Origin of the sequence: Stenotrophomonas maltophilia R551-3 (assembly GCF_000020665.1) — a bacterium.
GTDB lineage: Bacteria > Pseudomonadota > Gammaproteobacteria > Xanthomonadales > Xanthomonadaceae > Stenotrophomonas > Stenotrophomonas maltophilia_L.
Genome location: NC_011071.1, coordinates 2,865,222 through 2,878,645 on the forward strand (window position 1 = coordinate 2,865,222; position 13,424 = coordinate 2,878,645).

Annotated in this window: 10 protein-coding genes; 4 read left to right on the forward strand and 6 right to left on the reverse strand. The window is 65.7% G+C overall.

Annotated elements, in window-relative coordinates; genetic code table 11:
- The first annotated feature begins 9 nt into the window (after positions 1 to 9).
- Genes SMAL_RS13075 through SMAL_RS13085 form a run of 3 tightly spaced genes read left to right on the forward strand, consistent with a single transcriptional unit; the run spans position 10 to position 2,634 of the window.
- The gene (locus SMAL_RS13075) at positions 10 to 1,428 is read left to right on the forward strand and encodes an XVIPCD domain-containing protein (RefSeq protein ID WP_012511539.1); all 1,419 of its coding nucleotides are present in this window, start codon (positions 10 to 12) and stop codon (positions 1,426 to 1,428) included.
- A gap of 59 nt (positions 1,429 to 1,487) precedes the next feature.
- Positions 1,488 to 2,264 carry a HipA family kinase gene (locus tag SMAL_RS13080; protein WP_006376352.1) on the forward strand — a complete coding sequence of 259 codons (777 nt, stop codon included), beginning with the start codon at positions 1,488 to 1,490 and terminating at the stop codon, positions 2,262 to 2,264.
- Positions 2,242 to 2,634: a DUF3037 domain-containing protein gene (locus SMAL_RS13085; protein ID WP_012511540.1), complete on the forward strand. Its 393-nt coding sequence runs from the start codon at positions 2,242 to 2,244 to the stop codon at positions 2,632 to 2,634. Before SMAL_RS13080 ends, SMAL_RS13085 begins: the two co-directional genes overlap by 23 nt.
- A gap of 16 nt (positions 2,635 to 2,650) precedes the next feature.
- On the opposite strand, the gene SMAL_RS13090 is transcribed toward SMAL_RS13085, so the two are convergent.
- The 3 genes from SMAL_RS13090 to SMAL_RS13100 form a co-directional block, all read right to left on the reverse strand.
- Complete coding sequence (locus tag SMAL_RS13090; protein ID WP_012511541.1) at positions 2,651 to 4,081, reverse strand: serine hydrolase domain-containing protein; 1,431 nt, start codon at positions 4,079 to 4,081, stop codon at positions 2,651 to 2,653.
- A gap of 64 nt (positions 4,082 to 4,145) precedes the next feature.
- On the reverse strand, positions 4,146 to 4,655 hold the full coding sequence (locus SMAL_RS13095; RefSeq protein ID WP_012511542.1) for a DUF4952 domain-containing protein: 510 nt from the start codon (positions 4,653 to 4,655) through the stop codon (positions 4,146 to 4,148).
- Between the two features lie 51 nt (positions 4,656 to 4,706).
- Positions 4,707 to 5,612 carry a LysR family transcriptional regulator gene (locus SMAL_RS13100; RefSeq protein ID WP_012511543.1) on the reverse strand — a complete coding sequence of 302 codons (906 nt, stop codon included), beginning with the start codon at positions 5,610 to 5,612 and terminating at the stop codon, positions 4,707 to 4,709.
- A gap of 119 nt (positions 5,613 to 5,731) precedes the next feature.
- Between SMAL_RS13100 and SMAL_RS13105 the strand changes: the two genes are divergently transcribed.
- Entirely contained in the window at positions 5,732 to 6,721 is a 990-nt protein-coding gene (locus SMAL_RS13105; RefSeq protein WP_012511544.1) for a zinc-dependent alcohol dehydrogenase family protein, read from the forward strand.
- A gap of 43 nt (positions 6,722 to 6,764) precedes the next feature.
- Here SMAL_RS13105 and SMAL_RS13110 read toward each other — a convergent pair whose 3' ends face one another.
- From SMAL_RS13110 to mtnA, 3 genes are all read right to left on the reverse strand, one after another.
- Positions 6,765 to 9,287 (reverse strand): membrane-bound PQQ-dependent dehydrogenase, glucose/quinate/shikimate family, encoded by a 2,523-nt coding sequence (locus tag SMAL_RS13110; protein WP_012511545.1) that lies wholly within the window; start codon positions 9,285 to 9,287, stop codon positions 6,765 to 6,767.
- A 131-nt stretch (positions 9,288 to 9,418) separates the two neighbouring features.
- Entirely contained in the window at positions 9,419 to 12,133 is a 2,715-nt protein-coding gene (gyrA, locus tag SMAL_RS13115; protein WP_012511546.1) for a DNA gyrase subunit A, read from the reverse strand.
- Between the two features lie 219 nt (positions 12,134 to 12,352).
- On the reverse strand, positions 12,353 to 13,417 hold the full coding sequence (gene mtnA / locus SMAL_RS13120; RefSeq protein WP_012511547.1) for an S-methyl-5-thioribose-1-phosphate isomerase: 1,065 nt from the start codon (positions 13,415 to 13,417) through the stop codon (positions 12,353 to 12,355).
- Between the last annotated feature and the right edge of the window lie 7 nt (positions 13,418 to 13,424).

Genomic DNA, 13,424 nt, shown 5'->3' on the forward strand with positions numbered 1-13,424 from the left:
GAGCCATCAATGACAATCCTTTCCGCAGAAACGGAACGCCTGCTGGGCGAATTCGCCGGCAAGACCGACGTCACCAGCGACCAGGTCGACAATCTGCGCAGCGTCATCGCGGGCTCGCCCGTACTGGCAAAGCAGGTGGACGCCGCCATCGCGGCAGGCTATCTGGAACGCTTCGAACTGTTGCCCGCCACAAGCAATGCGGGTGGTACCTACGAGACCGGCACGAAATCCATCAACCTGCCCGCCAGCAGCTTGTCGACCCCGGCTGCGCCGGACAGGTTCGACGCGGCCGAGGTCACCTTTGTGCTCGGTCACGAGATCCAGCATGGCTTCAACGATGCTGATGTCGAGCGCGCCTACGTGCAGTTCGATGCCGACGTGGAGCAGATCGCAGGCCGTACCACCAGCCATGATTACACCGAGGCGATCGGCACCCTGCTCGCGGCCAACCGCCGCGATGAGGCCTCTTCGAACATCGCAGGCTGGAATGCGCTGGTCAGCCAGGTACGTGCCAGCAACCCGGACGCTACCCTGCGCGACCTGTATGAAGCCAGCACCCGCTCGACAGACGTCATCCAGTCGCGACCCGGCCCGCCGATCACCTATGCACCGCACCCGGAGCTGACCCTCAATGCGGACCTGACCATCTCCCCCACCGCAGCCAACATCGAGGGAATGGCCAGGCACTATTACGATCAGGGCGTCAGCACCGGCCTGGGCCATCATGGGAATTCGGACTACCAGAATTTCTACGGTGTCCAGGCGATCGAACTGGCCAGCGGATACGAGGCCGCGAATCCAGCGCCCGACGGCGTCAGCCGGATGGAAGTGAACATGAAGAAGCTGGGCCTGGACGAGCGCCTGCTGGAGCAGAACGGGCTCAACCTCGGTGAGGGTTCGCCCCCGCGCCAGCCTTACTTCGATACCAGTACCTCGCCGTCGACGCTGCATTACTTCGACCACACTGAGGGCACGCATACGCATGTGCCGATCACCACACAGCATGCGGTGGAGGGCGATGGCGTACCGGCGCTGCTTGCGGAAGGGCGTGACCGCTCCCTGCACGAACAGATCCGCGGCAAGGTAGCGGAGCTGGATGCTGCCAATGGGCGTAGCTTCGATGCGTCCAGCGAGCGCCTGAGCGCCAGCCTGCTGGTGCTGGCCCGCGAGAACGGGCTGGACCGGGTGGACCACGTGGTATTGAGCAGGCAGGGCGGCGATGCGGGCGCAGCGCAGAACATCTTCGTGGTGAAGGGGCCGCTGGATGATCCGGCCTCGCTGCGCGCCTCCTCGCCCACTGCCGAGGCCGCACAACGCCCCGTGCAGGAAAGCCTGGACACGCTGGCCGTGGTCAACCGGCAGGCCGATCAGGCATCGCAGGAACAGGCTCGCGTGCAGGAGCAGCAGCGCGGCGCGCTGACGCACTGACGGGGAACGGCATGGAGCCGCCGGGACGCACCCGGCGCTCCCCACGCTAGAATGCGCACATGCGCACCGTACATGCCCTCCGCTACATCACCCCCTTGCGGGAAGGTGGCTCCCTGCCGGCCGTGGTCGAGACCGACGACGACGGCATGGCCGTGCTGAAGTTCCGAGGCGCCGGCCAGGGCCCGAAGGCACTGATCGCCGAGCTGATCGCTGGTGAAATGGCGCGCACGCTGGGCTTGCCGATTCCGGAAATCCTGTTCGTGGAGCTGGACCGCGAGTTCGCCCGCACCGAGCCGGACCCGGAGATCCAGGAACTGATCCGCGCCAGCGAAGGTTTGAACCTGGGCCTGGACTACCTGCCCGGTGCGATCAACTACGACCCGGCGGCGATGCCGGTGGATGCCGACCTGGCCTCGCGCATCGTCTGGTTCGATGCGTTCACCAGCAATGTCGATCGCACCACGCGCAATCCCAACCTGATGGTGTGGCATCGAAAGCTGTACCTGATCGACCACGGTGCGGCCATGTACTTCCATCACGACTGGGCCAATGCTGGCGATGCCTGCGAAAAGCCGTTCGTGCTGATCCGCGACCACGTACTGCTGTCGTTCGCCAACCGCATCGCCGAGGTGGACGCCGAACTGGCCGCACGCCTGACCGATGCCGAGATCGAGCGCATCGTCGGCCTGGTGCCGGACAGCTGGCTGGTGAATGAGCCCGCGTTCGACAGCCCGCAGGCGTACCGCCAGGGCTACATCAGTTATCTCAAGCACCGCCTGAAAGTGCGTGCGGTGTTCGTGCAGGAGGCCATCCGTGCCCACGCTGCACACGTATGACTACGCCGTCATCCGCGTGGTACCGCGGGTGGAGCGCGAGGAATTCATCAACGTCGGGGTGATCGTCTCCTGTCCAGGCGCGCGTCATCTGGAGGCGGCCATCGAGATCGATCCGGCACGCCTGCACGTGTTCGCCCCAGCGCTGGACCAGGAGGCGCTGCAGCCGTGGCTGGATGCGATAGTGGCCATCTGCCGCGGCGATGCCAGCGCCGGGCCGATTGCACAGCTGCCAGCGCGTGCGCGCTTCCATTTCCTCACCGCCAAGCGCAGCTCGGTGGTGCAGATGTCGAGCACGCATGTGGGCCGCACGGCCGACCCGGCGGGTGTAGTGGAACATCTGATGACGAAGATGGTGCGGGTGCCGGAATGACCGGCACCTGCCGCGGTCACAGCGGCACTCTACGCGCGATGTAGTTGACCACGTTGCCGATCGCATCCGGATCGACATTGGCCAGGCCAACGATCACATAGCCCTGTGCGGGCAGCACCACGATGGCGCTGTTGGAGCCGGGCGCACCGCCTTCGTGGCCGTACTGATGTTCCCTGCCCTCGCCCTGCACCACAAAGCCATAGCCATACCAGCCCTTGTGATTCTGCGCCGTGGTGGCATGCTGCAGCAATGCAGGTGAGACCAGCCTTCCACTGCGCAATGCCTCGGCGAATTTCACCATGTCGGCCACCGTGCTGTAACCACCACCGGCCGACATGCCACGCCAGGGCAACGACTTCGTTTCACGGATCCATTGCCCATTCTTCTTCGTGTAGGCGACGGCACGCTGCGGGACGTTCACTGTTTCCGGCTCGAAGCCGGTGCCGGTCATGCCTGCCGGGCGCAGGATGTGTTGCTCCACATAGGCGTAGTACGACTGCCCGGAGACGGCCTCGATGATCCGCCCAAGCACGATAAAGCCATAGTTCGAGTAGCTGTCCTGGCTGCCTGGCGTGAACTGCGGCGAATCCTTGGCAAAGCGCTGCACGTAGTCGTCCAGCGTCCTCAGCGAAGCCGAGTAGCTTTCAAAATCATCGCCGAAGAAATCACCGAGGCCGCTGGTGTGGGTCAGCAGCTGGCGCACGGTCACGGTGCCGGCAACGGCCTTGTTCGGATAGTCCGGCAGATGCTTGCCGATGGTGTCGTCCAGCCCAAGCCTGCCATCCTGCACCAACTGCAGGATGGCCACCGAGGTGAACATCTTGTTGGAGGAGGCTAGGCGGAACTGCGTATCCACGCCCACTGGAATGCCCGCGGCGCGATCGGCATCGCCACCGCGCCAGTCCAGCAGCACATTGCCGTTCTGTGCCACCTGCAACGCACCCGACAGCGCGTCCTGGGCCCGCAGCGCCTCCAGTTTGGCTGTGGCATCGGCCATCAACGCAGGCAAAGCAACCCTCTCCGGCTTGAACTTGTCCGGCGTTTCAGTGCCTTCGATCTGGAACTGCTTCACATGCGCCGGGCTGGTCGCATCCATGACGGCCGTCACCCACATCGCGCGTTCGCTCAGCTGGCCCATTACCAGCAGCTTCGCCTGGCTGGGCGCGCTCTCGAGTGTTTCCAGCACGCGTAGTGGGCCGGTGCTCTCGCGGAACTCGAGATAGTCCCTGGGAGTGCTTCCCTCCCGCTTCGCATATCTGTCGGCGAATGCCTGCAACGCCTCGAGGCTGCCCGCATTGAAGGCCGCCAGCCAGTCGTCGATGGCATCCTGCGCACGTGGATGCGCATGCTCGGCAGATGTTGCGCCAACTGCCGGAAACGCCAAGGCGATCACCAGGACCCCGCAGGCCAGCGCATTGCAGAGAAACAGGCGTCCAACAGCCCTCATGGCAGTTCCTTTGCGGGGATCCCTGGACGCATCCTAGACGAAGGAACCACCCGCCGCATCCACGCTAGGGGCTCTGCCGCAACACCTCGACGGTGACGTTGAATGCCTCGATGCGATGCCATTCGCTCCGCTCGTGCGGCAGCGATTCCGCACCCATGCTGATCTGGTATCTCACCGAATCCGGACCTTCGCGCCAATAATAAGGTGCGCCGTTGCTCCAACCACAACAGACGTAGTGCAATGCAGGCAGGCCGAAGGTTGCATGCAGGAAGGCTTCGACCTTCGCTGCGTGGGCACCCGCAACGCGGTAGTGGGCTTCGATCGGCTTGATGTAGGAGGCATCGTCCTGGCTGCAACCCACGTATTCCAGGCCTTCTGTTTTCCGGCCCATTACCTGCAGAAAGTCCTGGCAGACCGTGTCAGGTCGGGCCAGGCCATCGGCACGACCGTGCGCTTCCCACTCCGCCAGCGCCTGCGCTGGAAGTTCGGCAGCCTGCAATCCGGAGCTGAACAGCAATGCAGGCAGCACCTGCAGCAGGAAGCGCGCGACACGTTGCGGCCATGGAAGCGACATGAGGATGCGATCCTTCGCAGTTGATGGGGACCATGCTAACCGACAGCCTCGCTATCGCCACGCCATGCTCTGTTCGTTGAAACGCGCCAGACAGAAGTCCAGGAAGCTGCGCAGCTTGGGGGTCAGCTGGCGGTCGCGCGGGTACACCAGGTTGATCCAGGTCGACACCGGCACATGGTCCGGCAGCACTTCCACCAGCTCACCACGCGCCAGCGCGGCGGCAAGCATTTCGTAGGGCTGCAGGATCAATCCCAGTCCGCCCACGGCCGCAGTCAGCAGCGGCTCGGCCTGGTTGACCATGAAACGGCTGGACACCGGTACGGTCAGCACGCTGCCGTCGGCATCGCGGAAGCTCCAGCGGGTACGGATGATCGAATGCGCGAAACCCAGGCACTCATGACGGCTCAGATCGGATGGGTGCGCGATGGCCGGACGCGATGCCAGGTAAGCCGGCGATGCGCACAGCACCAGCGGGTACGGCCCCAGCCGTCGCGCCACCAGCCCGCTGTCGGCCAGATCACCTGTACGGAACACCAGGTCGTAACCGTCTTCGACGATGTCCACCAGGCTGTTGGACAGGTTCAGATCGACCTGCACGTCCGGGTACTGCTGCATGTAGGCGACCACCGCCGGACCCAGTGCGTGCACACCGAAGGTGACCGGCGCGCTGATGCGCAGGCGCCCCATCGGCCGCCCGCGCGCCACCTCAGCCAACTGCTCGGCGCCCTCCACTTCTTCCAGGATCACCCGCGCCCGCGCCAGATAGGCCTGGCCGAAGTCGGTCAGGCTCTGCTTGCGCGTGGTGCGGTTGAGCAGGCGCACGCCCAGGTGCTGCTCCAGCGCCTGGATGTGCTTGCCGACCAGCTGCGGCGACAGGTCCAGTGCCTCGGCAGCGGCGGCGAAGGAGCCGACCTCGGCCACCTTGGCGAAGGTCCGCAGGGGAACGATCAGGTCCATTGCAAACAATTGTTTTTCAATGAAACGCCAGATTACCCCTTATTCTGGATGCAGACTACGCGCACAGTAGCGCTCACCCTTTCGCCGGCGCCCTCGCCGGCCCTTCCTCGGAGCCCCCCATGAGCCAGGTTGTCCGCATCCACGAATATGGCACTGCCGATGTACTGCGCATCGACGATATCGACGTTCCCGCCCCCGCCCCTGACGAAGTCCAGATCCGGGTGAAGGCGATCGGCCTGAACCGCGCCGAGGTGATGTTCCGTAACGGCGCCTACCTGCAGGAAGCGCAGTTCCCCAGCCGCCTGGGCTACGAAGCGGCCGGCGTGGTTGAAGCCGTCGGCAGTGCAGTGAGCGGATTCACTGCGGGCGATGCGGTCAGCGTAGTGCCGCCGCTGGATATCGCGCGCTGGGGCACCTACGGCGAACTGGCCAACGTGCCGGCACGACTGGTAGTCAAGCATCCGCAGGCACTGGACTTTGAAACGGCCGCCGCGGTGTGGATGCAGTACGTCACCGCCTGGGGGGCGCTGTTGGAGCAGGCGCACTTGTCCGCCGGGGATTTCGTCATCATCACCGCCGCCAGCAGCAGCGTCGGCCTGGCCGCCATCCAGATCGCCAATGCAGTCGGCGCCACGCCGATCGCTGTGACCCGTGGCCCGGGCAAGCGCCAGGCCCTGCTCGACGCCGGTGCCGCCCATGTCATCGCCACCCAGGAACAGGATCTGGTGGCCGAAGTGGCGCGCATCACCGGCGGCGCAGGTGCCCGCGTGGTGTTCGATCCGATCGGTGGTCCGCAGTTCGTACCGCTGACCGAAGCCATGGCGCGTGGCGGCATCCTGCTGGAATACGGCGCGCTGAGCAGTGAACCCACCCCGTTCCCGTTGTTCAACGTGCTGGGCAAGTCACTGACGCTGAAGGGTTACCTGTACTCGGAAATCGTCTCCGACGATGCCGCGCTGGCACGTGCCAAGGCCTTCATCGTCAACGGCCTGGACCAGGGCACGCTGGCGCCAAAGATCGCCAAGGTATTCCCGTTCACGCAGATCCAGGACGCACACCGTTACCTGGAATCGAACGAGCAGATCGGCAAGGTGGTAGTGACGGTGTGATCCAGCGTCATGCAACGGGGGCGGCCCACCGCCCCCCTTGCGGTTACCTCGGCAACGCAAACGCCATCACGTAATCGCCGTTCGGGGTTTCCATGAAATGGTGGCCGCCGGCCATGATCACCACGTACTGGCGCCCGCCCTGCTCGTACACCATCGGGTTCGCCTGGCCACCGGCAGGCAGCTTGGCGTGCCACAGTTCCTTGCCGGTCTTCAGGTCGATGGCACGCAGCAGATCATCGGTGGCGGCGGCGATGAAGATCAAGCCGCTGGCGGTCACCACCGAGCCGCCATTGTTCGGCGTGCCGATCTCGATCGGCAGGCCGGAGCGGATGCCGAAGGGTCCATTGCCACGTGCACTGCCGAACGGGCGGTCCCACAGCAGTTTGCCGGTGCGCAGGTCGATGGCACGGATGCCACCATAGGGCGGCTGCTTGCACAGCAGACCGGTGAACGGCAGGCGCCAACCGGCATTGACCTGGATGGCATAGGGCGTGCCCACCTGTGGGTCGCCCGCGCCCTCAGCGCCGCCCTTGTCGAACCGGATCTTTTCGCGCGGCAGCCAACCCAGGCGATCGGCCTCGGCACGCGGCACCAGCCGGTTGTAGTTGGGCATGTCGTTGTAGTTGGCCACGATCACGCCACGACGCGTATCGATGGACACGCTGCCCCAGTCCGAGCCGCCGTTGTAGCCGGGGTACTCGATGGAATGGCGGTCACTGCTCGGCGGCGTGTAGAAACCTTCGTAGTAGGCCTTGCGGAACTGGATGCGGCAGACCAGCTGGTCGATCGGGGTGATGCCCCACATGTCGCGCTCGGTCAGCTCATGCTCGCGGCGCAACGTGTGATACAGCGAGAACAGTTGCGTGGGCGAGCGCTGCTCGGGCTCAACACCACCGATGGGCACCTTGCGCTCTTCGGCCGCGGTCAGAAGCTGGCCGTTGCGGCGGTCGAGGATGTAGATGTCGCCCTGCTTGGTCGGCAACAGGATCGCCGGCACTTTGCCGGCAGCGGTCGGGTAATCGATCAGGCTGGCCTGCGAACCCAGGTCGTAATCCCACACGTCCTTGCGCACCGCCTGGAAATGCCAGGCCGGCTTGCCGGTGGCCACGTCGATCGCCACCAGCGAGGTCGAATAGCGGTTCTGGTTTTCGCTGCGTGAGCCACTCCAGTAGTCGCCCGCCGAGTTGCCCAGTGGCAGGTAGACCAGGCCCAGCGCCTCATCGCCGGTCGCGGTGGTCCACATGTTCGGCGTGCCACGCGTGTAAGTCTGCTCGCGCGGCGGCAGGCCGTTGCGCTCGGGCTGGTCCATGTCCCACGCCCAGCGCAGTTTGCCGGTGATCGCGTCGTAGGCCTGGATCACGCCCGAGGGCGCGTCGCGGCGCTGCCCATCCAACACCTGGTGACCGGTCACGATCACGCCTCGCACGATTGCCGGTGGCGAGTTGATCGACACGTAGCCAGGGGGCACTTCGCCCATGCCAAGGGTGATGTCGACCTGGCCGTTGTTGCCGAAGTTGGCGCACGGACGGCCGCTGTCTGCGTCCACCGCGATGATGCGGCCGTCCAGGGTGCCTTCGATGATGCGGGCCCAGCACGCGGGATGACTGCCCGGCGTAGCGCTGCGGGTGACGCTGGGCGGTGGTTCGGGCAGCGCCAGATCGGCCGCGACATCGGCCAGCGCCGCATCGGCCATCGTAGGCGCGCTCGGCTGCTCGTAGTAGCTCACGCCACGGCAGGCGGCGGTGTACGGGATCGAGGCGTCCTTCACCTTCGGATCGAACCGCCACAGTTCCTTGCCACTGGCAGCATCAAGCGCGATCAGACGGTTGCGCGCGGTGCACAGGTACAGGCGGTCGCCGACCTTCAGCGGCGTGGTTTCCGCGCCCCAGCGCTTCTTCGGCAGGTCACCGGTGCGGAACTGCCAGGCCGGCTGCAGCGTGGCCACATTGGCCGGGGTGATCTGCTGCAGGGGCGAATAGCGGGTGCCCGCATTGCTGCGGCCCCACGCGGGCCAGTCGCCCTCGGCGGGCTGGTCAGCCGGCTGCAGACCGGTGGTGTCGCGCGTAGGTTCCAGCCCGGCGCTGACTGCGCCTTCCGGGAACGGCAGGTGCCCGTCCACTTCACCATGCGGGGCGAAAGCCAGGCCAAACGCAGCCACGAACACCAGCATCAGCACACCGGCGACACTGCGCGACAGACGTTTTGAAACCGGCTCGCGCAGCGTCGGCGCCAGCAGCGCCAGCACGATGCCCAGCGCGGTCACCAGGCCCAGCCGTGGCACCCAGCGCCAGTAGTCGCTGCCCGATTCCCACCAGGTCCACAGCAACGTGCCCACGAACACCAGTGCGTACAGCAGTGCGCCACTGCGGCGGTTGCCGAACAGCAGGATGCCACTGACCAGCAGCCCCAGGCCGGCGATGGCGTAGTACGCCGAGCCACCGAGGCTGAGCAGCCACGCACCGAGCCCGCCGATGACCAGGCCGAGCACGACCAGCAGCAGCGACAGCACGGTGACCAGAGGATGGCGGGGCGGAGGCGCGGAAGCAGACTGCGGCGTGGCGGACATCGTCGATCTCCGGGGGCAGCATGCGCCGTTATCCCACCGCCGATGTGAAGCGCGCGCGTATGTGCAGGCATCGGATACGACGACGCCGGCACAGGGCCGGCGTCGTCGGGTACCTCAAGCGCGCGGCAGGATCACTCCTGTGCGGCGTCCTCGCTGCTGGCAGCAGCCGGGGCGCCGTCGGTCGCGGCCGGGGCGGCGACAGCCACCTCGTCCTCGTCCTCGTCGATCGAGGCATCCATGCGCTCCACCGCCTGCAGCTTCTCGTCCTTGGACAGGCGGATCAGGGTCACGCCCTGGGTGTTGCGGCCGACGCGGCTGATTTCCGAGCCACGCGTACGCACCAGGGTGCCACCATCGGAGATCAGCAGGACCTCGTCGCCCGAGCCCATCAGCACCGCGGCGACCAGCTTGCCGTTGCGCTCGGTGGTCTGGATGCCGATCACGCCCTGCGTGCCGCGGCCCTTGCGCGGGTAGTCCGGCAGCGGGGTCCGCTTGCCATAGCCGTTTTCGGTGGCGGTAAGGATGTACTGCACGCTGGCGTCATCGGCGCCGTCGATCACCGCATCGCCATTGGCCGCGGTTTCCTCGACACCGTTGTCGTCCTCGTTCTCGTCCTCGCTGCCACCGGCACTTTCGGCCACGATCAGGCTGACCACTTCCTCGCCGGCCGGCATCTTGATGCCGCGCACGCCGGTAGCGGTACGGCCCATCGAACGGACCTTGTCCTCACCGAAGCGCACGGTCTTGCCGTTGGAGGCGAACAGCAGGATGTCGCGCTCGCCGTCGGTCAGGCCGACGCCGACCAGGGCATCGCCCTCGTCGAGGTTGATCGCGATCTTGCCGCGCGCCAGACGGAAGGCGAACTCGCCCAGCGGGGTCTTCTTGACCGTACCGTTCTTCGTGGCGAAGAACACGAACTGGCCATCAGCGTACTCACGCACCGGCAGTACGGCCTGCACGCGTTCGCCCGGCTCCAGCGGAATCCAGTTGATGATCGGACGGCCGCGGGCATTCGAACCGGCTTCGGGCAGCTGGTAGACCGGCAACCAGAACACCTTGCCCGAACTGGTGAAGGTCAGCAGCGTGTCGTGCGTGTTGACCAGCCACAGCTGTTCGATGAAATCCTCTTCCTTGGTGGACGCTGCACTGCGGCCACGGCCACCCCGGCGCTGCGCGCGGTACACGCTCACCGGCTGGCGCTTGACGTAGCCGGCGTGGGAGACGGTGACCACCACGTCTTCCGGCGCGATCAGGTCGAGGATGTCCAGGTCTTCTTCGCTGTGGCGGATTTCGGTACGACGCTCGTCGCCGAACTCGGCCTTGACGCTGATCAGCTCTTCGCGGATCACCTGCAGCAGGCGATCGGGATCTTCCAGGATGTGGATCAGCCCGGCGATCACTTCCAGCAGCTGCTTGTATTCCTCGGTCAGGCGGTCCTGCTCCAGCCCGGTCAGGCGGTGCAGGCGCATTTCCAGGATCTGGGTGGCCTGGATCTCGGTCAGCTGGTAGCCGCCTTCGATCAGGCCCACACCCTTGGGCAGGTCATCCGGACGCGAGGCTTCGGCACCGGCAGCGCCCAGCATCGAACCGACCAGGCCCGGCTCCCACAGGCGCGCGAGCATGCGCTCACGGGCTTCGGCGGGGTTCGGCGAGGTCTTGATCAGTTCGATCATCTCGTCGATGTTGGCCAGCGCGACGGTCAGGCCTTCCAGCACGTGGGCACGGGCGCGCGCCTTGCGCAGCTCGAACACGGTGCGGCGGGTGACCACTTCGCGACGGTGGCGGACGAACGCCTCCAGCATCTGCTTGAGGTTCATCAACTGCGGGCGGCCATCGACCAACGCCACCATGTTGATGCCGAACACCGATTCCATCTGGGTCTGCTGGTACAGGTTGTTCAGCACAACCTCGGCAGATTCACCGCGCTTGATCTCGATGTAGATGCGCATGCCGTCCTTGTCGGACTCATCGCGCAGCTCGCTGATGCCTTCGATCTTCTTTTCCTTGACCAGCTCGGCGATCTTTTCGATCAGACGCGCCTTGTTCACCTGGTAAGGAATTTCAGTGACGATGATCGATTCGCGGCCGTTGTCGGCCACTTCGATGTCCGCTTTGGCACGGATGCGCACGCGGCCACGGCCGGTGCGGTAGCCGGCGATGATGCCGGCGGTGCCATTGATGATGCCGGCAGTCGGGAAGTCCGGGCCCGGGATGTACTCCATCAGGCCGTCGACATCGATTTCCGGGTTGTCGATCAGCGCGATGCAGGCGTTGATCGACTCGGTCAGGTTGTGCGGCGGGATGTTGGTGGCCATGCCCACCGCGATGCCGGCCGAACCGTTGACCAGCAGGTTCGGGAACCGGGTCGGCATGACCGTCGGCTCCAGTTCCTTCTCGTCGTAGTTGGGCTGGAAATCGACGGTTTCCTTGTCGATGTCCGCCATCAGCTCATGCGCAAGGCGCGACATGCGCGCCTCGGTGTATCGCATCGCCGCAGCGGAATCGCCGTCGACCGAACCGAAGTTACCCTGGCCATCGACCAGCATGTAACGCAGCGAGAACGGCTGCGCCAGGCGCACCAGCGTGTCGTACACCGACTGATCGCCATGCGGGTGGTACTTACCGATGACGTCACCGACGATACGCGCCGACTTGAAGTAGGGCTTGTTGCTGTGCGCGTTCAACTCGTTCATCGCGAACAGCACACGACGATGCACCGGCTTGAGGCCATCGCGCGCATCTGGCAGCGCGCGGCCCACGATCACGCTCATGGCGTAATCGAGGTAGCTCTTGCGCATCTCGTCTTCCAGGTTGACCTGGATGATTTCCTTGGCGGTTTCTGCCATTCGGGTTCCGTTGTCTGGTAGCGGTCCAGTCCGGCGCAGCCCTCTGCGGGAGGGGGTCGTGCCGGAACCTCGATTCAACCTGTGGATACTACCACAACAGGCCGTTCCCTGCCTCCATTTACGGGGATTTTACCGGCACAAATCAGGAACTTAGGGGGGCTGCCGGCCAGCGGCCGGCACTACCGGGGGCGGAGCTCACGCTGCCCCCTCCCCTGTGCCTCAACCGCCGAAGGCGGCGCGCATGTTCCCGGCGGTCGGGTTCAGGATCACGCCACGCTCGGTCACGATGGCGTCGATCAGCTCACCCGGGGTCACGTCGAATACCGGGTTCCAGGCGGCGATGCCCTCGGCCACGGTGCGGGTGCCGCCCACGCCGTACAGCTCGCCCGGGTCACGCTGCTCGATCTCGATCTGGCTGCCATCCACGGTCTCCATGTCCACCGTGGAGGACGGGGCCACGACCATGAACTTCACCCCATGGTGGCGGGCGGCGATGGCCAGCTGGTAGGTGCCGATCTTGTTGGCGGTATCGCCATTGGCGCAGATGCGGTCGGCGCCGACGATCACCCATTGCACCGCGCCGGTCTTCATCAGGTGCGAAGCCGCCGAGTCGGCGATCAGCGTGGCGTCGATGCCATCCTGTTGCAGCTCCCACACGGTCAGGCGCGCGCCCTGCAGCCACGGCCGGGTCTCGCCAGCGAACACGCGGGCGATGCGATGCTGGGCCATGCCGGCGCGGATCACGCCCAGGGCGGTACCGAAGCCAGCGGTAGCCAGCGAGCCGGTGTTGCAATGGGTCAGCACGCCACTGCCCGCTTCGATCAGGCCCGCACCGAGCGCGCCCATGTGGCGGTTGGCGGCCAGGTCTTCCTCGGCGATGGCCTGCGCCTCCGCCTCCAGCAGCGCCTTCCAATCGGCACCGGCGGCACTCAGGCAACGACGCATGCGCGCCAACGCCCAGGCCAGGTTCACCGCCGTCGGGCGCGAAGCATTGAGCCGCTGCAGCGCAGGTTCCAGCTGCTGCAGGGCATGCGCGCCATCGGCAGCCTGCACGTCCCGCGCAGCCAGCACCACACCCCAGGCAGCGGCAATGCCGATCGCCGGCGCGCCGCGCACGGTCAGCGCATGGATCGATGCAGCAACCTCGTCGCTGTCATGGCAGACCACGTGTTCAACCACGAACGGCAGCTTGCGCTGGTCGAGCAGTTGCAGGGCTTCGCCGGTCCACAGGATCGGGCGGATGTGGTCGTAACGGGCGTAGTCGATGTCGGAGGCAGTGTTCATGAGCCCA

Coding starts and splice junctions, on each gene's coding strand:
- SMAL_RS13075 (WP_012511539.1), top strand. CDS start 10: ATGACAATCCTTTCCGCAGAAACGGAACGCCTGCTGGGCGAATTCGCC.
- SMAL_RS13080 (WP_006376352.1), top strand. CDS start 1,488: ATGCGCACCGTACATGCCCTCCGCTACATCACCCCCTTGCGGGAAGGT.
- SMAL_RS13090 (WP_012511541.1), bottom strand. CDS start 4,081: ATGAGGGCTGTTGGACGCCTGTTTCTCTGCAATGCGCTGGCCTGCGGG.
- SMAL_RS13095 (WP_012511542.1), bottom strand. CDS start 4,655: ATGTCGCTTCCATGGCCGCAACGTGTCGCGCGCTTCCTGCTGCAGGTG.
- SMAL_RS13100 (WP_012511543.1), bottom strand. CDS start 5,612: ATGGACCTGATCGTTCCCCTGCGGACCTTCGCCAAGGTGGCCGAGGTC.
- SMAL_RS13105 (WP_012511544.1), top strand. CDS start 5,732: ATGAGCCAGGTTGTCCGCATCCACGAATATGGCACTGCCGATGTACTG.
- SMAL_RS13110 (WP_012511545.1), bottom strand. CDS start 9,287: ATGTCCGCCACGCCGCAGTCTGCTTCCGCGCCTCCGCCCCGCCATCCT.
- gyrA (WP_012511546.1), bottom strand. CDS start 12,133: ATGGCAGAAACCGCCAAGGAAATCATCCAGGTCAACCTGGAAGACGAG.
- mtnA (WP_012511547.1), bottom strand. CDS start 13,417: ATGAACACTGCCTCCGACATCGACTACGCCCGTTACGACCACATCCGC.